The 20,570-nt window shown below is 43.3% G+C and carries 17 protein-coding genes, 1 tRNA gene and 1 pseudogene; 3 read left to right on the forward strand and 16 right to left on the reverse strand.

Annotated elements, in window-relative coordinates:
• Nucleotides 1-26 precede the first annotated feature (26 nt).
• From ACR63N_RS11885 to ACR63N_RS11920, 8 genes are all read right to left on the reverse strand, one after another.
• Nucleotides 27-1,547 carry a hypothetical protein gene (locus ACR63N_RS11885; protein WP_472782071.1) on the reverse strand — a complete coding sequence of 507 codons (1,521 nt, stop codon included), beginning with the start codon at nucleotides 1,545-1,547 and terminating at the stop codon, nucleotides 27-29.
• A gap of 434 nt (nucleotides 1,548-1,981) precedes the next feature.
• Nucleotides 1,982-2,521 (reverse strand): DUF2726 domain-containing protein, encoded by a 540-nt coding sequence (locus ACR63N_RS11890; RefSeq protein WP_367107230.1) that lies wholly within the window; start codon nucleotides 2,519-2,521, stop codon nucleotides 1,982-1,984.
• Between the two features lie 155 nt (nucleotides 2,522-2,676).
• On the reverse strand, nucleotides 2,677-3,888 hold the full coding sequence (locus ACR63N_RS11895) for a LysM peptidoglycan-binding domain-containing protein (protein WP_367107231.1): 1,212 nt from the start codon (nucleotides 3,886-3,888) through the stop codon (nucleotides 2,677-2,679).
• Nucleotides 3,889-4,089: 201 nt separating this feature from the next.
• Nucleotides 4,090-5,430, reverse strand: coding sequence for a bifunctional folylpolyglutamate synthase/dihydrofolate synthase (locus ACR63N_RS11900; protein WP_367107232.1), 1,341 nt, complete (start codon nucleotides 5,428-5,430; stop codon nucleotides 4,090-4,092).
• A 190-nt stretch (nucleotides 5,431-5,620) separates the two neighbouring features.
• Nucleotides 5,621-6,556: an acetyl-CoA carboxylase, carboxyltransferase subunit beta gene (gene accD, locus ACR63N_RS11905; protein WP_367105692.1), complete on the reverse strand. Its 936-nt coding sequence runs from the start codon at nucleotides 6,554-6,556 to the stop codon at nucleotides 5,621-5,623.
• Between the two features lie 222 nt (nucleotides 6,557-6,778).
• Complete coding sequence (gene trpA, locus ACR63N_RS11910; RefSeq protein ID WP_367107233.1) at nucleotides 6,779-7,603, reverse strand: tryptophan synthase subunit alpha; 825 nt, start codon at nucleotides 7,601-7,603, stop codon at nucleotides 6,779-6,781.
• An 81-nt stretch (nucleotides 7,604-7,684) separates the two neighbouring features.
• On the reverse strand, nucleotides 7,685-8,968 hold the full coding sequence (gene trpB / locus ACR63N_RS11915) for a tryptophan synthase subunit beta (RefSeq protein ID WP_367105690.1): 1,284 nt from the start codon (nucleotides 8,966-8,968) through the stop codon (nucleotides 7,685-7,687).
• Between the two features lie 83 nt (nucleotides 8,969-9,051).
• A complete protein-coding gene (locus tag ACR63N_RS11920) occupies nucleotides 9,052-9,720 on the reverse strand; it encodes a phosphoribosylanthranilate isomerase (RefSeq protein WP_472782072.1) in 669 nt (222 codons plus the stop codon).
• Nucleotides 9,721-9,852: 132 nt separating this feature from the next.
• Between ACR63N_RS11920 and ACR63N_RS11925 the strand changes: the two genes are divergently transcribed.
• The gene (locus tag ACR63N_RS11925; RefSeq protein WP_367105688.1) at nucleotides 9,853-11,481 is read left to right on the forward strand and encodes a cryptochrome/photolyase family protein; all 1,629 of its coding nucleotides are present in this window, start codon (nucleotides 9,853-9,855) and stop codon (nucleotides 11,479-11,481) included.
• Nucleotides 11,482-11,575: 94 nt separating this feature from the next.
• Here ACR63N_RS11925 and ACR63N_RS11930 read toward each other — a convergent pair whose 3' ends face one another.
• A complete protein-coding gene (locus ACR63N_RS11930) occupies nucleotides 11,576-11,737 on the reverse strand; it encodes a hypothetical protein (RefSeq protein WP_472782073.1) in 162 nt (53 codons plus the stop codon).
• Between the two features lie 159 nt (nucleotides 11,738-11,896).
• Nucleotides 11,897-12,655, reverse strand: a complete 759-nt coding sequence (locus ACR63N_RS11935; RefSeq protein WP_472782074.1) for a DUF4230 domain-containing protein — start codon at nucleotides 12,653-12,655, stop codon at nucleotides 11,897-11,899.
• A 522-nt stretch (nucleotides 12,656-13,177) separates the two neighbouring features.
• Here ACR63N_RS11935 and ACR63N_RS11940 point away from each other — a divergent pair.
• Nucleotides 13,178-14,896, forward strand: a complete 1,719-nt coding sequence (locus ACR63N_RS11940) for a proline--tRNA ligase (RefSeq protein WP_472782075.1) — start codon at nucleotides 13,178-13,180, stop codon at nucleotides 14,894-14,896.
• Nucleotides 14,897-15,003: 107 nt separating this feature from the next.
• Here the strand turns inward: ACR63N_RS11940 and queF are convergent, their stop codons facing one another.
• The 6 genes and pseudogenes from queF to ACR63N_RS11970 all read right to left on the reverse strand — a co-directional run bounded on the left by queF (nucleotide 15,004) and on the right by ACR63N_RS11970 (nucleotide 20,094).
• Complete coding sequence (gene queF / locus ACR63N_RS11945; RefSeq protein ID WP_472782076.1) at nucleotides 15,004-15,882, reverse strand: NADPH-dependent 7-cyano-7-deazaguanine reductase QueF; 879 nt, start codon at nucleotides 15,880-15,882, stop codon at nucleotides 15,004-15,006.
• Between the two features lie 50 nt (nucleotides 15,883-15,932).
• Nucleotides 15,933-16,742 carry an ABC transporter permease gene (locus tag ACR63N_RS11950; protein WP_472782077.1) on the reverse strand — a complete coding sequence of 270 codons (810 nt, stop codon included), beginning with the start codon at nucleotides 16,740-16,742 and terminating at the stop codon, nucleotides 15,933-15,935.
• Entirely contained in the window at nucleotides 16,739-17,701 is a 963-nt protein-coding gene (locus tag ACR63N_RS11955; protein WP_367105683.1) for an ABC transporter ATP-binding protein, read from the reverse strand. The genes ACR63N_RS11950 and ACR63N_RS11955 overlap by 4 nt, the downstream gene beginning before the upstream one ends.
• Nucleotides 17,702-17,888: 187 nt before the next feature.
• Nucleotides 17,889-18,731, reverse strand: a pseudogene (locus ACR63N_RS11960) (IS3 family transposase); the annotation flags it as partial.
• On the reverse strand, nucleotides 18,716-19,021 hold the full coding sequence (locus ACR63N_RS11965; RefSeq protein WP_472782744.1) for a hypothetical protein: 306 nt from the start codon (nucleotides 19,019-19,021) through the stop codon (nucleotides 18,716-18,718). The pseudogene ACR63N_RS11960 and the gene ACR63N_RS11965, both read right to left, overlap by 16 nt.
• A gap of 380 nt (nucleotides 19,022-19,401) precedes the next feature.
• Complete coding sequence (locus ACR63N_RS11970; protein ID WP_367104729.1) at nucleotides 19,402-20,094, reverse strand: c-type cytochrome; 693 nt, start codon at nucleotides 20,092-20,094, stop codon at nucleotides 19,402-19,404.
• A 378-nt stretch (nucleotides 20,095-20,472) separates the two neighbouring features.
• Here ACR63N_RS11970 and ACR63N_RS11975 point away from each other — a divergent pair.
• A tRNA-Arg gene (locus ACR63N_RS11975) sits at nucleotides 20,473-20,549 on the forward strand.
• Nucleotides 20,550-20,570 lie beyond the last annotated feature (21 nt).

A 20,570-nucleotide genomic window follows, 5' to 3' on the forward strand; every position in this document is an offset into this window, starting at 1 on the left:
TACAGCGGTGTAATAAACGCTCACTATTATCCTAAAGGAACAAAGCTATTATCAACGAACTTGGCACTAACGGTACCATTGTTCTCTAACAGCTGACCTAAAACCTTACCATTAACTGTAATATCAGCAATCTTACCAGTGCTAGTATCCTGTTTTACAAAGTCGTTATTCACGTCGAATTTTAAATTAACCGCCGCATTGTTTTGGGTGATATTAAGCTGCGTACATTTACAGCTAACATTATAGGTCGTATCCAAAATAGTTTTACCAGTTACGTATAGTTTTTTACCGTCAACATTGGCGCTCAAGCCTTGTAACTCGACATCTTTACGTGACATACGTTTTAGATTTGCTTGAATATCAATTGGGATGCTAGTGGTTATATTGGTATTCTTTCTAGCTACCTGTCCGTTAAGGGACATCACAATCTCTATACCTACAAATTTACCAGCCGCTTCTTCAATGTCTCCATCTTGCGTCACTTTGATAACGTTTTTGATATCATTTTCATTAGCAACTGCGTTTAGTGAAATAGTCATATCCGTTTTAGGTTTTTCTTTTATCAGCTGACCGGTTAGTTTGATGGTTGAAGGTAGTGTTCTAACTACCAAACTGCCATCAGCACGCTTGTGGCTCATATCTAAAAACGCCAGTTCAAGGTCACTAGCCTTGATAGTACTGTCGTTGGCTTTAAGCTTGACATCACCTAACTTAATAACCGCTTTTTCAACAGTAATACCTGCTGCATTGACTTCATCTAGATCAAACTCATCGTTGATCAGTACTTTATCGCTAAATTGAGCATTAACGGTAGCGCCTTGCGACAATGAGCTAAATACAACTGCTTTTGCGCCTGAACCAATAGTTATATTGTTAAAGCCAAATCTTCCTTTAAAATTATCAGTACTGCTATTAGATGCTAGTGTATTTTCAAACTTATCATAGGTTATCTTGAAAGAATCCTTGGTGGCTATGCTATCTATATTATTGGTTAGAGGATTATAGCTATAATCATAATCTTCGCTATTCACAAGCGTAGTACCGGACAACTTGAACTTGCCATTGGCATCAAGTGTTGCTAAGAAATCATCGCTTGGCGTTAGCTTATTGTCGTAGAATCTGTCCCAATAAAAATCACTCGCCAAGTCTTTGTCTATTATTTCTTTAAGATCACCATTATCTCTTAGATAAATAATGTCTGCTGCATCTAGCCGTGTTATTGATTTCTCCTGCATGTACTCACGCAGACCTTCAGCAATATCAAAGGTTAAGCTCACTCTTGCTTGTTGCTGCTCGGTCAAGATCTCACTAGCCCCTTCGTAGGCATCTTTGATCGCTTTATTGTCCAAAATAAACTGTTTAGCCGTATCAATAAGACCTTTAGCTTGCTGAAGATCAGACAGATTGTTATTTACTGGTGGCTTGGCAGGAATGGTTGATCCATTATTATTAGATACTGTGGTACTACTGCTGCCACCGTCACTACCACAGCCTGCTAATACTAAGGAGCTGGCTAATGCTAAAGCGGTTAGTTTAAAAAACTTCATAGAATTACCCTTTATTAATGAGATATTTTTAGATTAGGTCATTGAATCGAAGCTAGATAAATAACTAAATAGTGACTGTTCTAGCTTAAATTTATTGAACATTAGTATATACATAAGTTTATTTAGTAAAGGATAGATAATATATTTATTTTCCAATTTAGTCTATATGGTAAGTATTTATATTTTTGGAGTTATCTGTTTGTTAATGTACAAACAGATTATTTATTTTTATAGGGACTATACATAATATGTGTGGACTCAGTTTACTTGTCTTTTCGTGATTAATAGTAATCAACCAAGATTATTCATTAGTCCATTCATAAATAGATTGATGTTTTGTATGATTGTATCTTTGCTCAAAAAACACAATTTTATAAGATATCAAACTATATTTTATTCTTAGAATAAGTTAAGACCAAGTAATACGCTAACAGTTAGTATATTTCGATAACTTGCATTAGCTCGTGTCTAAGCATGTCTACGCTAGGCATGCGCTCTGCATGAAAACGTACGATCGGAATGCCAGCACTGGCAAGCGCCTTGTCTTTTTTATCATCTGCTTTTTGACGGGATTTACTGTTGTGAGTCCAATCATCCAGCTCAATAGCCATCAAAGTAGTCTGCCCATCACTGTCAGTGATCACATAATCTACGCTTTGACGACTGATACGGTTGAACCAAAAGCTGCGCTCTGTTGTTTCTTGGCTATCAGCTTCGATAATACGCGAGAGCTGGACTTGAACAAAGATGTGAAACTCTGGCAGAGCCTCGCTGAGCTTATGAAAAAATATAACTTCGGTATCAGTCATAATCGGCACAGGGACAAAAGGCCAAATGGCCAAATCATCACCGCGTACTGGCTGTAGATCTTGTTCAATGTGTTTATTAGAATGACGTTTTAATAGCAGCTTTGGCAACGCAATCAGTCCTAAAAAGCCTACCGCCAATACCAAAAATATAACGCCAAATGACATGGTTTTACCTTGTATTATTAATTTAAAATAAGAGAAACAAAAAGTCACTATACTAGCTGGGCTAATGCTTAGCTACCATCCATAAACTAAAAAACACGACAATTAATGTCGTGTTTTAGAAATGGTGAGTGCTGGATATAGTTGTAATAAACCAATTAGCGCCAGTACAATACCCAAGCGCCATTGGTATCGACATTGGGATCAGTATTGATTTTATCCTTTAGTGCCAAGGCGGCCACTTTACCACGCTCAGGCCCAACAACAACGCGTACACCGCGACTAGTTGCGCTGGTTTTTACTTGATACCCTGCCGACTTGAGTTTTTCGGCAACATCATCAGCCGCCGCTTGGTTTTTAGCCAACGCTACTTGCACTCCAAAGCTACCTTTAGCATCCGTTTCTTTAACCTCTTGACGAGCTTCGCGAAGTTTTTGTTTGGCCGTACGTTCAGCTTCAGCTGCTTTTTTGGCAGCTGCCGCCTCACGCTCTAAACGCGCAACTTGCTTGCGTGAAGGGATAGTCAACGCTTGACCCACCTGCAAGGAAGTTGATGGTGAGAGATCGTTTGCTTGCGCCAAAGCTTCCACCGGCACGTTATATTGACGAGCCAGTTTGATTAAACCATCGCCTCGCTTTACAGTATAATCTGTTGGCGATTTAGGCGCCTCTTTTTTAGCGGCTTCTGCTTTTTGTTCTTGCTGCTTTTCTGACTCTTGTTGTTTTTGTTTGGCTGTCGCTTGCTCTTCTGCTCTTCTCTTGGCCTCTGCTTCTTTTGCTTCAGCTTCTTTTTCAGCTTTAGCCTGGGCTTCAGCTCGCTCTTTGGCAGCTGCTTGTTCTTTGGCTTTGGCCTGCTTTGCAGCTTCAGCTTGCTCTTTAGCCTGTGTATCATTATCAGTAGTCGTGACACTTACAGGAGTAGCCTCGGCGCGCGGTTGTACCGTAGGCGTAGTTGGCGTGGTTACTACAGTTGGCTGATTTAAAGCTGGGTTTTGTGCAGCCTCTGGACTATCACTGTCACCACCAACTTGCGTAGTATTGGCGACATACTGCTGATTTTCGGCGCGGGATTTAGCAAGCGCTTTAGCCTCTGCACTCTCTTGCTCAGCCAAAAACTGCTGGGCTCGCCTTTCTTGCGCGGCAACGCGAGCAGCCCGCTCTTGTTGTTTTTGCGCTAAGATACGCTTTTCAGTATCAATATCTGTCGTGAGCGGAGGCGTCGATGCAGGCTTGGTAGATGATTGCTCGACGATAGCAGGAGGAGGCGTCGTCTCTTTATCAGTGCCAATTTGCTGCGCCATGGCATATAGCATTACGCTACCGCCTATAATCATCCCGATGCCCAATAAGGCTTGTCTCGAAAAGTTCATCCGTTTACGTCTCTTAGTTGGTAGTAAGGTTTGATTGCTAAGCGTACCCAATCTCTATTAACAGTTAGCAAAAGTTATGCCACCTTGTACAAGTGCTTTGATTATAAAACATATTTTGCATGCTGTCTGCTATCGTATATTTTTTAGCCTAATACTGAAAGAGGGTAGTAAGATTTTATGCTTGGTCGTGCACAAGTATAACTAGACTCCAAGAGCCGCGAACGCCTCACCAATGGTATGAAAAGAGCCGCATACTACAATTAAATCCTCTACTAAGCTATTATCCAGTACAGCCTGAGTAGCTTGCTGCAGGTCGGTGTAAATATGTACCTGAGTATTATCTACATAGGATAATAACGCAGTTTGTAGCTGCTCTATACTCGCTGCACGTGGGTGGTCAATCTCGGCCACATACCAGTCCGTAATAAGCAGACCAGCTGCTGTCAAACGCTCTACAACATGAGCAATATCTTTGTCACCGAGCATGGAAAATAGCATTTTTATGCTTGGTGATGGCTTATAACTACTATGCTGCTTCCATAATGGCAGTAGTTGCGACAATAAATACTCAACCCCTTGTTCATTATGTGCTACATCAAACAACCACTGACGCTCAGCAATTTCACGATAATCAAAGCGTCCCGCCAGCTTGACACTTTGTAGTGCTTGCTCAATAGCGTCAACACCGATGGTTAATGAACTGGCTAATACCGCAGATAAGGCATTGGCGGTATTCATAAGTGACAACGACGGGCGCGGCAGTTGCAGGGTCACAGCGGCACTGCTATATTGCCACGTTTGGGCATCAATTATACGATAATCAAAGTCTTTCTCTATTTGATAACAGGTTACGTTGTGGGCAGCGATCTTTTGCTGAACGCTAGTGGGCATCTTAGGAGCGCCATAAACCAGCGGTATATTATCACGCAAAATACCCGCTTTCTCAAAACCAATGTCCTCAACATTGTCACCAAGCCATTCGACATGATCGATACCAATATTGGTAATCACTGCCATGTCTGGATCAACAATATTAACCACATCTAAGCGCCCACCCAGCCCTATTTCCAGCACCCAAACATCACAATCGGCCTCGGCAAAGATTAAGAAGGCCGCCAAAGTAGTCATCTCAAAAAACGACAGTGTCAATTTACACTCAAGCCGCGCCGTTTCCACTTTACTAAAAGCCTCAATCAAGGTTTGGTCATTGACCATCTCGCCATTGATACGTACGCGTTCATTGAACGCTTGCAGGTGCGGCGATTGATATAATGCGGTCTTATATCCGGCTACTTGACACATCTCATTAATAATCGCGGTCGTTGAGCCTTTACCATTGGTACCCGCCACCGTAAAAACGTAAGCGTCATCTTTGGCTGATTGCACCACGCCTAAATATTTCGCAACTGGTAGTACGCGCGACAGCCCCATATCTATAGCAGAGACATGTATCTGCTGCATATAATCTAACCATTCAGTAAGCGTAGAATGTTTATTGGGGCTATCGGTATTAACGGCATTAGCATCAGAAGATGAAGACATAACAGTAACCTATTAAAAATCTAAAACCAATTTGAAAACGCGGTATAAACGCAAAAATTAAGCTAGTGTATAACAAGTGGGTCCAAAACCAAACTTACAAGTAAAAATAGCATTTATCGCGTATGACGATAAATGCTATGAGGTAAAATGATAAATTAATGGTTAATTCGACACTAAGAGTTGACGTCAATTAAGCATCAACATTAGGCTGATTGCACAGCTTTGCCAGCAAACGATAAATAGTATCAATCATTTGATGACGATGTACCACTTCGTCGATTACGCCATGCTCGAGCAAAAACTCAGCGCGCTGGAACGGTTCTTCTAACTTTTCACGTACAGTCTGTTCAATGACGCGCTTACCAGCAAAGCCAATCATCGCTTTTGGTTCAGCCAGATGAATATCACCAAGCATCGCAAGAGAGGCGGTCACGCCGCCATAAACAGGATTGGTTAGTACTACGATATAAGGAATGCCCGCCAGCCTTAGACGCTCAATAGCGGCAGCGGTACGCGCCATTTGCATCAAAGACAATAAACCCTCCTGCATACGTGCGCCGCCAGAGGCAGCAAAACAAACCAGTGGTTTGTTCTCTATCAGCGCTTTTTCGGCTGCTTGCACAAAACGATCGCCAACGACTGAACCCATCGAGCCGCCCATAAAGCGAAAGTCAAAGGCACAAGTGACTAGATCAAGGTTGCGCAATTTGCCGTACAAAACGATTAGCGCTTCACTCTCACCGGTTTTGCTTTGCGCCTCAGCCATACGTTGGGGATAAGGCTTACTATCTACAAAACCAAGCGGATCTTTGGGCGTAAATTCTTGCCCAAGCTCACCATCGATTTGTTCTAAAAACCATTTTAAACGCTCGCGAGCAGTCATAGGCAGATGATGATCGCAGTGCGGGCAGACATAACAATTGAAAATCAGTGCCGTATTGGTAATCATAGAATGGCAATTAGAGCATTCTGTCGACGGTTCAGTTTCTACCGCCGTTAGTACCTGGGTCAATTGCTGTTTGATGCCCGGTACAGGGCGATCAAACCAAGAATGACGCCCCGGATCAGCGTTGTCCTGTTGAGTATCAGCGTTTTTGGTATCCGTTTTTTTTATCGTATCAGTCATAGTTATTCGCCATTATCAAAGGCTTGTCGACAAGTCTGCCCATACACTTGTCTTTGCAGGTTAAGTACAGTCACAATATAGGTAGCTGAGAGGATGAGCAGCTATAAAAAGTCAGATTATAGGTAAATGTAACCATTTATATTTTATCTTAGTTTACACACGTAAACTAGATTTAGCAAAGCCATTTAATAGATCGTTTATTATACGCATTGTCAGGGCTACTTAAGCACTTAAGCTGTCTAAAGCTGTACGCAGCTCATCCATTTTTACCATTATTTTCTGCTGAGCCGCTGCCACTGCTGTCGTGTCATTGGCATCAATATCAGCAAAGTTTTGTACCAAAGCGCTACCAACAATGACGCCGTCAGCGTGCGCGCCAATGGCTTTGGCTGACGCGCCATCACGGATACCAAAGCCTACGCATACTGGCAGATCAGTCTCCGCTTTTATCGCTTGCACTTGCGTTGCTACATCGTCAGTATCTAGCGTGGCCGAACCAGTGACACCTTTTAGCGACACATAATAAATATAACCGCCACAATGGGTCAATACTTGCTCGCGACGCTCCGGCAAAGTGGTTGGTGATAATAAAAAAATCTCATTCATCGCATGATCAGTTAAATGTTGGGTAAAACTGCCCGCTTCCGCTGGCGGCAGATCTACCATTAAAATACCGTCAACACCGGATTGCTCGCAAAGCGCTACAAACTTATCGTAGCCAATAATTTCAACAGGGTTTAGATACCCCATTAAGATAATAGGCGTCTCTTTATCTTGCTGACGAAACTCAGCGACCATTTTTAATGCATCACGCGTGCTGGTACCTGCTGCTAATGCACGCTCCCCTGCCAAGGCAACGGTAGGCCCGTCTGCCATAGGATCAGAGAATGGCAATCCAACTTCAATCATATCCGCGCCATGCTTAACTAGATCATGCAGCAAACCCACAAAATTGCTGGGATTGGGATCGCCTGCCATCACATAAGGGATCAAAGCTTTTTTATTTTGGGCTTTTAGGGTGTCAAAGGTGCTTTCAATTCGGGTCATAGGGGTCTCTAAAATTAATATTATTAAAAAACTAGAGGCTATTATTTATAGCCTCATTTATCTTTTATCTTTCTATAGTCTCTACAGCTCAATCCCTTCCGCCTTCATCACCGAATGCAAATCTTTATCACCGCGACCCGACATATTGACGACAATGGTTTGATCTGGAGTCATAGTTTTTGCCAATTTTAAAGCATAAGCACAAGCATGAGCGGTCTCGAGTGCTGGGATAATGCCTTCTTTACGGGTGACTTCGTGGAAGCCCTCAAGCGCCTCCAAATCTGTACAACCAACATATTCAACGCGGTGCATATCTTTTAAGAAACTGTGCTCAGGGCCAACGCCTGGATAGTCGAGACCGGCAGATATAGAATGCGTCTCTTGGATTTGACCCTCGTCATCGGCCATCAAATAGGTGCGATTGCCGTGCAATACCCCGATGCGACCTGCGGCGAGCGGCGCTGAATGACGACCCGTTTCGATACCGTCGCCTGTGGCTTCAACGCCGTACATTTTGACGCCAGTGTCATTTAAAAAGTCAAAAAACAGGCCAATAGCGTTTGAGCCGCCGCCAACACAAGCAACTAGTGCATCCGGCAGTTTGCCTGTTTTTTGCAGATGCTGAATGCGAGTCTCTTTGCCGATAATCGCCTGAAAGTCGCGCACAAGGAGCGGATAAGGATGCGGTCCTGCAACGGTGCCGATGATGTAATAAGTGGTATCCACGTTAGTGACCCAGTCGCGCATGGCTTCATTCATCGCGTCTTTTAGCGTACGTGAACCGGACGTTACCGGTACGACCTTTGTGCCAAGCAGACGCATCCGGTAGACGTTCATCTTTTGGCGCTCGACATCATCTGCGCCCATATAGACGATACACTCAAGCCCTAAACGCGCGGCGATAGTAGCCGTTGCTACGCCATGCTGACCTGCGCCCGTCTCGGCGATAATGCGTTTTTTACCGCTCATTTTGGCAAGCAATGCCTGCCCGATAGTATTATTCACTTTGTGCGCGCCGGTATGATTCAAATCTTCACGTTTAAAGTAAATCTGCGCCCCGCCGATCTCATCGCTAAGACGTTTGGCATGATATAGCGGCGTGGGACGACCAACATAATTAACCAGATCGTTATGGTACTCTTCCCAAAACGCAGGGTCAGCTTTAACTTTGGTATATAAAGTTTCAAGCTCTTCGAGCGCAGCCATCAAGGTTTCTGACACAAAACGGCCGCCATGCACCCCAAAGTGCCCACGCGCATCGGGATATTGATTAAAGTCTTTTACGTCTTTTGGATTGGTAAAAGTGTTGATAGCTTGGGCAGCGGCCGAAGGTTCTTGAGCTGTTTTATCAGCGACTTGATTCATGATAATTCCTAGGATAAATGAGGTTTGAAATTGAAGTATTTTTTTGATAGCCAGCTAAATATAAGACTAACTATGTATAATTCTTAGGACTCGCTTAGCGCTGGGCTTTGCCATCGATCACGCTTAACCGCTTTCATAAATGCGCGCATTTTGGCAGCATCCTTAACTCCTTTAGTAGACTCAATACCGCCGCTAACATCAACCCCATAGATCGGTAAGTCTAAAGTTTCAGCGATATTGTCAGCAGTGAGACCACCAGCCAATATAATAGGTAGTGCACTATCATAAGGTATCAAATCCCAATCAAAGCTTGCGCCAGTGCCGCCATACTTATGCTGATGATAGGCATCAAGCAAGATACTGCTCGCCCCAGCTTGGGCAAATTGTTCAATCTGAGCTTTGACGCTAGCGGGTGTATCTTGCTCGGCATTAATACGCAGCGCTTTTATCCAGCGCTTATTCACCTCATTTGCTAGCTCTTGGCACTCATCTGCGCTCTCATCACCATGAAATTGAATGATATCAAAGCTGACATCGTTAGCAAGCTGGATTAGCTCATCCGCTGTCATATTAACCACTAATGCGACCACGCTGACAAAGGCGGGTACAGCAGCAACCAAGACTTGCGCCTCATCTGGTGTCACGGCACGCGGGCTTGGCAGATAAAATACCAAACCCACTGCATCAGCGCCCAATCGGACAGCGTCTTGAATATCAGCCAGCTGGGTAAAGCCGCAGAACTTAACGTGCATGGGTTAACCTAAATAATTGCTAAAAGATATGATGATAATTTGTTACTTAGACTGCAAATCAATTGCATCCAAAAACTTATCCTAGCATACTTTTATTCATAGTTTTGTTTATGATTAAAATAAGGGATTTAAATGTCTAAGACTGCGTCTGCCAGTGACAATAGCAACAGTAATAATAAAAACCCTAGTGCTAGCTTGCCGCATTATTTAATGTGGTTTCGCCGTGATTTGCGTCTACATGATAATACGGCTCTAGCGGCTCTTTGCGAACGCGCTAATGAGGATAACGCGTCAGTGAGCGCAGTATTTTTTATTACGCCCAAACAGTGGCAACTCCACGATAGGTCACCGGCGCAAGTTGATCATATCATGCGCACTATACCTATCCTTGCCAAGGACTTACGTAATGAGCTAAATATTATCCTGCATGTCTATGTCTGTCCAAAGTTCTCTGACTGCGTTAAAGCGCTAGTTGAGCTTTGTGACAGCCAGAATATCAGTCTAGTTATGGCCAATCACGAATACGAAGGTCGTGAGATTGCTCGCGATGAGCAACTAACCGAGCAGCTTGGGAAGCAAGATATTGAGTTTATACGCTGGCATGACCAGTGCATTTTACCGCCTAAAAGCATTACTACCAACGACAATGACACCATGTATAAAGTGTTTACCCCGTTTTATAAAAAATGGCGCGAGACCCTAGAGACCGGAGCACTGACACTACACCAAGCACAAGCTATCGAAAATAACGAGTCTAATAATAAAGCTATTACCCTGAAGTCTGCAACAGACAGCATCAACACGCTAAAAGATATCGAGTCATTGACCAAAAAAGTCCTTAAGGACTATCAAAAGTCATTAGCAGACAATGAAGCGCTAAGTCATATCGATAGTGATTCGCAGCTTGACTATTCACGTGAAGATTATCCGGCAGGAGAGCATGCGGCTTGCCAGCGTTTACAGCAATTTACCTCTGATGATATCAACGATTATAACTTAAGCCGTGATAAACCTAGTTTGCAAGGTACCAGTCACATGTCAGCTTATCTAACTATTGGCGCAATCAGCGCAAGAGAATGCTATCTGCAAGCGAATAGCGCGCAAGAAAAATTGCACGGCAATGACAGCGACAATGAAGACATCAATCGCTGGATAAGCGAGCTGGCCTGGCGAGACTTTTATCGGCATGTATTGGTAGATAAACCCAAGCTGATTCGTCATCAAGCCTATAAAGACGATACGGATAAAAAAATTAACTGGTCATATAATGAAGATGATTTTGCAGCATGGTGCACAGGCATGACAGGCGTGCCTTTTGTAGATGCCGCGATGCGCTGCTTGAACGCAACAGGCTTTATGCACAATCGGCTGCGTATGGTGACGGCGATGTTTTTGACCAAGGACTTACTCATTGATTGGCGCTTAGGTGAGCGTTATTTTCTGCAGCAGCTAGTAGATGGTGATTTTTCCTCCAACAATGGTGGCTGGCAGTGGAGCGCCTCAACTGGTACTGATTCTGCACCCTACTTTCGCATCATGAACCCTTTTAGCCAAGCCAAGTCGCATGACTCGAAGGCAATATTTATCAAAACTTGGCTGCCGGAGCTTAAAGATATTCCTGCCTCCATTTTGCATAGCGAAGACAAGCTACGTAAGGCACTTAAAAAAGGCGGCGAATTTGCTAAAATCGATTATCCAACGCCCATGGTCGAGCATAAAGCGGCACGGAAACTAGCCATTGCTGAATTCAAAAAGAACTAAATTAGGGCATTAATAGCAGAGCGCTGAGTTTGTAATGGCTTAGCTATTGTGCTTGCGTTAGACTACTTTTAGTTATGTCAGTCTTATCAGGCGCTTATATTATGCGGGTTTGAATAGAATAGAGGGCGTAAGCCAGTAGAGAAAAACTTATAATTAGCAGTATCCACGTGGCTAATGGCAGAGAATCCTCCGATTTGCGGCGCTTATTAAGTTTGCGCTTGACATCAGTAGACTGTTTATCGTTAGGGTTTTTCATATTCGCCACCACTTACATTGTATTATCATATTCTGTTAGCAGTATTTATAAGTTTGCAATGAATAATAAATAAGTAATGCTATATAATATAGATGACACTATATTCGGTAATTTCAAGCCTTATAAAAAGTTTTAAATGGTAGTTTCTTTGTTTGTAATTTATGCCGTGTTTTGTGGCAACTGACAAGCCCCTGCTCCCTGCGTGTTTACCGTAACCACGGCTCCCGTTAGAGCAAATAACTGTTGCAGCTGAGTTTGCGCATTCTGTAAAGCAATATTCATCACATCACCGCGACAAGCACGCTCAAGGACTTCTTTTTTGGCCATGTCTTGTGCTTGTTCGAAGATTTTTGGATCGACTTGCATCATACCAAATGCTCCGGTTTGCCAATCGTAAATCTCGATATCATCTAGGTAGACTGAGAATATCTCTGAGGGTGGTATAGTGATGTTAATCTGCGGCATGACAGGCGTAGCAGCGTCATTACTTTGATTTTCATTATTAGCTGCACTCATTTGCTCGTCAGGTTGGATGACCTGTACCATCTCAGGGGTGAGCGCGCTTAAGTCAATACCTGCATCTACACGGCCACGTGCAATAAACAGACCCTTTTGCTCATCTTGCCACAGCTTCATCCAGCTGCCAGGACGCTGACTAGTAATTACGGTATCGACGCTAAAAGCTACCGTTTGCAAACGATTGAGCTGCTGTATTTGAGTGACAACCCCTTCACGAGTAATCGTTTCTATTGGTTCCTCCTCAGTAGCATTCTGCGCAACATAAATAGCAAATGCTAAAGCTGCGAAACCTATAATGAGTAGCAGCCATGACATCATAGCAATGGGTTTTTTAGGTTTAGGAGACTTGCTCAGCGTACCGTCCCGATCAGTAGATGGTTTATTATTTGGACTTGTCATATACGCAGCCTTTTATCGATGATGCCATTTTTAATAGTATACTTTGCTTTGCTCGGATAGTACTAGCTTCAATGTAGCTAATAGATAACAATGTCAAACATAGCTATACAATCTAAATGATACGGCTCTAAGGTAACTTCAAGCAATCTCTACCAATCCCCTACATCATTGCTTATAATTAGTCCACGTATATTATTTTTTTATCAAATTAGTAAGCAATCAAACTATCTTTAAGCTTATAAGAGCGTTTATATAAAGTTGCGGCGGAAAAATTAAAAAGTCATTGCGTCTTAGGCAAACTTTACCTAACATAGAGCGTTTGTATCGATAAATCTAACCTATATAATACCGCTTAAATAGAGCACTATAAAAAATTAGCTATAGACAAGCATAAACTGCGGTTAGATTGAAGTATCGACTACTATAATTTCCTTCCTATAAAGGCAAGCTTGTAGTGGCTAATAAGCCAAAAGCTCATCGCCTTATTTATTATTCTATCAAAGATAAGGTTACGCTTTATTTATGAAAGCCAGTCAATTTTTATTTGCTACCCTAAAAGAGACCCCCAGCGATGCCGATATTGCCTCCAGCCAATTGATGGTGCGTGCCGGTCTCATCCGCAAGATCGCCTCTGGCTTGTATATTTGGTTGCCCATGGGGCTGCGCGTGTTGCAAAAGGTCGAGCGTATCGTTCGTGAAGAGATGCAAAATATCGGCGCGCAAGAGGTACTTATGCCTATGACTCAGCCCGCTGAGCTGTGGAAAATAACGGGACGTTTTGAAGACTACGGTCCTGAACTGCTACGCTTCAAAGACCGTCATGAGCGCGAGTTTGTGCTCGGCCCAACGCACGAAGAAGTCATCACCACCCTTGCTCAAAGTGAGCTACGCAGCTATAAGCAGCTGCCAGTGACCTTTTTCCAAATCCAAGGTAAGTTTCGTGATGAGATCCGCCCGCGCTTTGGGGTGATGCGAGCGCGCGAATTTACCATGAAAGATGCTTATTCATTCCATGTTGATCAAGTGTCACTTGCTAAAACGTATGATGATATGTTCGATGCTTATAGCCGTATTTTTACCCGTTTGGGATTAAATTTTCGCGCTGTGCAGGCAGATACAGGCTCTATTGGTGGCTTTGCTTCCCATGAATTTCACGTACTCGCTGATAGCGGCGAAGATGATATTGCCTTCTCTGACTCATCCGATTATGCTGCAAACGTAGAGCTTGCAGAGTCTATTGGTACCGCTGAACGTCAGCCCGCATCACAGCCACGTGAGGATGTATCAACAGTAGATATGCCTACTTGTGAGGCCGTCGCGCAGCATTTAGACATCCCACTTGCTACTACAGTCAAGACTTTAGTGGTGCACGGTCATACCGCTGATGGGAACGCGCAGCTGATCGCTTTGGTCATACGTGGCGACGATACCTTGAATACTATCAAAGCTGAGAAGATCGAAGAAGTTGATGTCCCGTTAACTATGGCCTCAGAAGAAGAGCTTAAAGCCGCAGGTCTGCATAAAGGCTACATTGGGGTTGAGCTGGATATGCCTATCTTCGTTGATCGCGCTGCTGCTGCCCTAGCAGACTTTGTATCTGGGGCTAATGAGACCGATAAACATACAATAGGGATGAACTGGGAGCGTGACGCTACTATCACGCGCGTGGTTGATATTCGTAACGTCGTTGAGGGCGATCCCTCGCCTGATGGTAAAGGCACCCTGCAAATCAAGCGCGGTATTGAGGTCGGTCATATCTTCCAATTGGGTGATAAATATTCACAAGCGATGGGTTGTACGGTGTCAGGTGAAGATGGCAAGCCAGTCACGCTAATGATGGGCTGCTACGGTATTGGTGTTAGCCGCATTATTGCCGCGGCCATTGAACAAAATAACGATGATAACGGTATTATGTGGCCAAAAACGCCTGACATTGATGACTCAATTGCACCGTTTGAAGTGGCTATTGTGCCTATGAAGTCCAAAGAAGACACCGTAATGCAAACGGCCACCGCGTTATATGAAGAATTAAAATCTCAAGGCGTTAATGTCCTACTTGATGACCGTAACGAGCGTCCGGGCGTCAAGTTCGCTGACCTTGAGCTGATCGGTATTCCGCACCGCATTGTAGTCTCTGATCGTAACTTGGCAGAAGACAAATACGAGTACGTCAATCGCCGTGATAGCGAGAAGCAAATGCTCAGCCGCGATGAAGTACTGGCGAGAGTCACTGGTAAATAGAACTAGAATTTTAGAAGTAAAAAGCGCTTATCTTGTTGGATAGGCGCTTTTTTATACTCAATAGCTTTTGATATTCTTGAATACGATTAAGAAAATATAATGGAAAACTACTGTCTAATTAAACGACTAGGCATTGGTAGCAGTGCTGTATTGCTGACCCGGCATGGATTAATATCGATCCCGCCGCGGCGCGTATACCAAGCTCTAACCATTAATTCACTTGGCTGATAGACTCTGCTCAAATCAGCAAATATCTGCTCAACGCACTGCTCATGAAAGCCATTATGCTGTCGATAGCTTAGGATATAACGCAGCATCGCCGCATTATCTATTGCTTTAAGGCTATTTATAGAGACCGCTAGCGTTCCCCAATCAGGCTGATTGGTCACCGGACAGTTGCTACGTAGCAAGTTAGAATAAAAAGTATAAAGCCCATTATTATTGTAAGTTTGGTTTGTTTCTAGTTTACCGTTCACTAATAACGCCGCATCAGGATGAACGCTTAAAGCTACCTTTTCATCACTATCGGCCAAAGCTTCATCAATACAAATACCCTCCGGCTGGGTGATTAATAACCCTGAGGTGTCATCATGGAGTGCAAATAAATCAACTTGCACCTCGCTTTGTACGCATGCGGATAGATCTCTAGCCAGTAGTGCCTCTACATCCTGCCAGCTTGCAAACTCAGTGAAGTTAATACTGTTAAGATAAAGCTTGAGTGATTTGGACTCAACGATATAAGGTGAGCTTGCGGGCACACTAAAGCGCGCTATCGCTACTTGTGAGACCCCTTTCGGATTTAGCCATGACACCTCAAAGGCGTGCCACCAATCAATGCCAACACTTAGTTTATGAATACTGGGCTTATCTGCTTGCCAGTCAATAGCATTGCGGCCTAGATTGCGAGCAATAGGATACAGCGTCTCAGGACTATACTCGGTTGGATAATCAGTAGTTTGCTCACCTAAGATACCGTGAATACTCATTGATACGTCCTTATCACTTACTTCATTGCCAATAATATTCAATCCACCTACTACAATCGAACTCGTGAGCCATCACTAAGTAGGCGATATGAGATCACATAAAATACCGCACAAAAAATAAAAATAGCTGCCATCGAATAAAAGACATTGACATCAGAATAGCCTAAAATACCGTAGCGGAACGAGTTCACCATATAGACAATGGGGTTTAGTAGTGAGACGTTTTGCCAAAATGTCGATAAGTCTTCCATAGAATAGAACACCCCACCCAAAAAGGTTAATGGCGTCAATACAAAGCTTGGAATAATAGAGATATCATCGAACGAGCGTGCAAACACAGCGTTAATAAAGCCGCCTAAGGAAAACAAGATTGAAGTTCCCAAAACTGTAAAGACCGTGACAAATAAATGCTGGATGCCAAGATCAGTAAAGAACAGGGCGACAATAGAGACAATAATAGCAATAGTCAATCCACGAAAAATCCCACCACTGACATAGCCCATTAAAATAGCATGCTTGGACACCGGAGACACTAGTAGCTCTTCAATACTCGAAGTAAATTTAGCACTAAAAAAGCTTGAAACCACATTGGAGTAACTGTTAGTAATCACCGCCATCATGATAAGACCAGGCACGATAAACTGCATGTAAGGTACGCCGCCCATCTCGCCTACTCTATCGCCTATCATTCTACCAAAGATTACAAAGTACAGGGTCATGGTAATGACAGGTGGCAACAAAGTCTGCGGCCATATACGCAGAATGCGGCGTATCTCTTTTAATAAAATAGTACGAAACGCAATCCCTCTTTTGAACCAAGATATACTTTCATTATGATCTACCTCTATCTCCTGTTTCATAATCTTGCCTCCTTCATACTATCTCCACTCTGGACGTTTTTTTCTACCAAGCGCATAAACAACTCTTCCAAACGATTAGATTTATTGCGCATACTACCAATAGTAATGCCTTGATCAGACAGCTGAGTAAAGACGCCATTTAGCGACTCCCCTTCTGTCAGGGTAACCTCAAGCGTCAGCTCATCTGGTTGCGCGACTTCTGTGACGCCCTTGAGTTTTATGGGCTGCTCAAGAGGTGTGATGACATCAAACACAAAAGTTTCGACAGATAACTGCGCGAGCAAGTCTTTCATCTCAGTATTGATACGAATCTCACCATGATCCAAAATAGCAATACGCTTACACAGCTGCTCAGCTTCTTCCAAATAATGCGTCGTCAAAATAATAGTAGTGTTCTCTTCGATATTGATTTGCTGCATAAATTCCCACATAGAGCGGCGCAGCTCAATATCTACCCCTGCAGTTGGTTCATCAAGTATTAATAATTTAGGCTTATGAATAAGCGCGCGGGCGATCATTAGACGCCGCTTCATACCACCTGATAGCTCACGTGACATTGTATCGCGCTTATCCCATAGTCCAAGAGCCGTCAACAGTCTTTTTGCTCGAGGTTTGGCCTCTTTGGCCGGAATACCAAAGTAACCCGCTTGGGTAATCAAAATATCTTCAACTTTTTCAAACTGGTTGAAGTTAAATTCTTGTGGTACTATTCCAAGATACTGTTTAGCAATTGATGGATTTTCTAGCAAATCTGTACCAAAGATATGCACACTACCTGTTGTTGGCTTAAATAAAGAGCTAATAATGCCAATCATAGTCGATTTACCAGCACCATTAGGCCCCAACAAGGCAAAGAAACCGCCTTGAGGCACTGTTAAGTCGATACCTTTCAATGCCGAAAACCCATTCTCGTAAGTTTTAGATAAATTTTGAACCGTAAGCGCTGGCACCTCAGACATGAACACCTCTTTTATGGTTTTATAGAATATTTATTGTAATGCTATAAAGTGAGGTTGCTTATGAAGAATTTCAACGGCTGTACCCTGTTGATTTACTCCTAGTACAAGATAAATACGTTTAATTTATAAAAAGCATAAAAAAAGCCCATCCTAGTATTGAACTGACCCCCTAAACTTGGACGGTTAATTAAAGAAAGGACTGAGTTCTGTACTTTACAGGACTCAGTCCTTTTAGTTTAAGCTGAATCCGATCATGATTGTAGTAATGTATGTACTCATGAATCTGTTGCTCTAAATCCTCAATGGTATTCGGTTTCTCAATATAAATCGTCTCACATTTGAGCGTACCAAAGAACCCTTCCATCAATGCATTGTCTAAGCAATTACCCTTACGGCTCATACTTTGGTTAATATGATTCGCTCTAAGCGTACTTGCAAACGGTTTCATTTGATAGTGCCAGCCTTGATCTGAATGCAGGGTGAGCTCCTCTTTGCGCTTTGCAGGTATGTTTTTAACGGCACGCTCAAGCATCTGTTTGACTAAATCATAGACGGGTCGTCTTGAGAGCGTATAACTGATGATCTCATTGTTGTAGCCATCGAGTATGGGTGATAGATACAACTTATCACCGCCGACCTTAAATTCAGTGATGTCAGTAAACCATCTGCGATTAGGCGCACCTGCTCTGAACTTACGCTTGACCCTGTTCTTAGCTATAACGCCGCACTGTCCTTTGTAGGATCGATACCTTTGTCGTCTGATTCTGGCAGTCAGCTTAAGCTGTCCCATAAGCCTTGCAACCCGCTTATGGTTGACCTTTAGTCCTTCATTCTTAAGTGTCTGAGTGATTCGACGATAGCCATATCGACCTTTATGCTGGTGGTAGATATCACGGATGCGCTGTTTCAAGGGAGCGTATTTGTCTTTATCCCAAAGACTCGCTCTATGATAGTAGAAACTACTCCTTGCAAGCTTTGCTATGGTGAGTAAGTCAGATAACACGTGCTGTTGTCTTAGTCCTTCGATGAGCCTTGCTTTTTGTCTGCTTGTTCCTCCGCTCTGAGCAAGGCATCGAGCTTTTTTAAATACGCATTCTCCGCTCGTAGATACTCGTTCTCACGTTTGAGCTCTGCTAGGGTCTTGTCCTCATCAGGTTTGTCTGTGATAGGAGAGGTCATAGGATTACTACCTTTATATTTAGAGGTGAGTCCAGACATACCGTAGTGTCGATAAGCGTTGTGCCAGTGGCTAATAAGCGCAGGTGAGCTGATAGTAAACCTAAGGGCAGTTTCAGACTGACTTAGTCCTTCTGATAACATCACAGCGAGCACTTTATACTTAAAGTCGCTACTGTATTTAGTCCTATCGACCTTAGGCTTGATAGCGTCTATGCCACCATGTTGATATTGCTCGACCCATTTGCTGACAAACCGCGGATTTACAGAAAACTTCTCACTGGTAGCATGTCCGCTATGTCCTTACTTGTAGTATGCTATGACTTTGATCTTAAAGTCTAGATCGTAACGCATAAAATAACCCCCATAAATTGTGTCCAACTTATGGGGGTCAGTTCATATATAAGATGAGCTTTTTTTAGATAAGTTCTAAATTTTTAAAGGTGAGTATTTATATCTATAGAAGCTAAGCTCAAAACTGAACTATGCAAGACAAGTGGTAAGTAAGTTATCGCAACTTTATACTAGCTAGCTTCAGCTACTAGATAATCTACAGCATTTTGCACTTCTTCATCAGGGATATCAGCGCCACCTTTAGCTGGCATAGCGTTGAAACCATTGATAGCATGGTCATATAAAGTGTCTTTACCTTTAGCAATACGAGGACCCCAAGCACCAGCATCACCTAGCATTGGAGCACCAAGTAGCCCTGCGCCATGACAAGTTTGACAGACTGCGCCGTAGACGGCAACACCGTCGCGCGGACTGCCGTCTGCTGAAGCACCAGCGGCCCGTACAGTGACATCACAAGGCTCACCTTCAAAGCATAAATTACCTACAGGCTGAATACGAGCAATCAGGTTTGGGTATAGCGCAATCAGCTTTTGTACTTGCGGCGTATCCTCAGGGATAGGCTCTTCTTCAACGGCAGGAGCAGCAGCTTGCACAGTTTCTTCAGCGGCGCCGTCTTCGGTAGCAGCATCAGCATCTGTTTCAGCAGTATCTGCAGCAACACTTACCTCTGCATTCGTATCTGTAGTATCAGCTGCCGCTTGCGTCTGATCACCCAATACCTCAGGTGCCTCTTCAACGACTTCTTGCGCTTCTTCCACTTCCGATACCGTCACAGGGGTATCTACAATATCTTCAGCTTGGCTCACCGCGATACTAGCGATTCCTAGAATGGCAGCTGCCGATAACATAACTACTTTTCTCATCCGTCACGTTCTCTTATAGCGTATACAAGTGCCAGCATAATTTAGCATTCTGTTCTTCTTTGAGCTTCAAGGACATGTGGTTATTAACCATTACCCTACCTGCAGGCGCACTTGTAATCGGTGATTTGATTATCCATGTATATTCTCCATAGCATTATAAGGGAAAAGCGTGGTAAATTGCCATGCTTGTTTGTTGACTATCTTGTTTATTGTGAAAGAATATTTATTAGCTGCTTTGAGCATTGGTTTTTTGGCTTTTATTTGTTAGACTAGGCGGTCTTTATTTTTCGACACTTTGCGTTACACGGCTAGTACTCTCTCCTGTAAAATCTTATCGGGAAAGATCCTAATAGCCGCTCCGTCATCAAATCACATTAAGCGCTCGTAGCTCAGTTGGATAGAGTATCGGTCTCCGAAGCCGAGGGTCGTGGGTTCGATTCCCGCCGAGCGCACCACTTCTTTTTTTATTTTTTCTT

It is taken from the genome of Psychrobacter sp. M4, from assembly GCF_055699795.1.

Excerpts from the sequence above, each read along its gene's own strand:
- trpB (WP_367105690.1), bottom strand. The coding sequence starts at position 8,968 with ATGAATCAAGTCGCTGATAAAACAGCTCAAGAACCTTCGGCCGCTGCC.
- ACR63N_RS11900 (WP_367107232.1), bottom strand. The coding sequence starts at position 5,430 with ATGTCTTCATCTTCTGATGCTAATGCCGTTAATACCGATAGCCCCAAT.
- ACR63N_RS11920 (WP_472782072.1), bottom strand. The coding sequence starts at position 9,720 with ATGCACGTTAAGTTCTGCGGCTTTACCCAGCTGGCTGATATTCAAGAC.
- ACR63N_RS11895 (WP_367107231.1), bottom strand. The coding sequence starts at position 3,888 with ATGAACTTTTCGAGACAAGCCTTATTGGGCATCGGGATGATTATAGGC.
- ACR63N_RS11970 (WP_367104729.1), bottom strand. The coding sequence starts at position 20,094 with ATGAGAAAAGTAGTTATGTTATCGGCAGCTGCCATTCTAGGAATCGCT.
- accD (WP_367105692.1), bottom strand. The coding sequence starts at position 6,556 with ATGACTGATACGATAAAAAAAACGGATACCAAAAACGCTGATACTCAA.
- ACR63N_RS11935 (WP_472782074.1), bottom strand. The coding sequence starts at position 12,655 with ATGACAAGTCCAAATAATAAACCATCTACTGATCGGGACGGTACGCTG.
- ACR63N_RS11890 (WP_367107230.1), bottom strand. The coding sequence starts at position 2,521 with ATGTCATTTGGCGTTATATTTTTGGTATTGGCGGTAGGCTTTTTAGGA.
- trpA (WP_367107233.1), bottom strand. The coding sequence starts at position 7,603 with ATGACCCGAATTGAAAGCACCTTTGACACCCTAAAAGCCCAAAATAAA.
- ACR63N_RS11940 (WP_472782075.1), top strand. The coding sequence starts at position 13,178 with ATGAAAGCCAGTCAATTTTTATTTGCTACCCTAAAAGAGACCCCCAGC.
- ACR63N_RS11925 (WP_367105688.1), top strand. The coding sequence starts at position 9,853 with ATGTCTAAGACTGCGTCTGCCAGTGACAATAGCAACAGTAATAATAAA.
- ACR63N_RS11955 (WP_367105683.1), bottom strand. The coding sequence starts at position 17,701 with ATGTCTGAGGTGCCAGCGCTTACGGTTCAAAATTTATCTAAAACTTAC.
- ACR63N_RS11885 (WP_472782071.1), bottom strand. The coding sequence starts at position 1,547 with ATGAAGTTTTTTAAACTAACCGCTTTAGCATTAGCCAGCTCCTTAGTA.
- ACR63N_RS11930 (WP_472782073.1), bottom strand. The coding sequence starts at position 11,737 with ATGAAAAACCCTAACGATAAACAGTCTACTGATGTCAAGCGCAAACTT.
- ACR63N_RS11965 (WP_472782744.1), bottom strand. The coding sequence starts at position 19,021 with ATGTTATCAGAAGGACTAAGTCAGTCTGAAACTGCCCTTAGGTTTACT.
- queF (WP_472782076.1), bottom strand. The coding sequence starts at position 15,882 with ATGAGTATTCACGGTATCTTAGGTGAGCAAACTACTGATTATCCAACC.
- ACR63N_RS11950 (WP_472782077.1), bottom strand. The coding sequence starts at position 16,742 with ATGAAACAGGAGATAGAGGTAGATCATAATGAAAGTATATCTTGGTTC.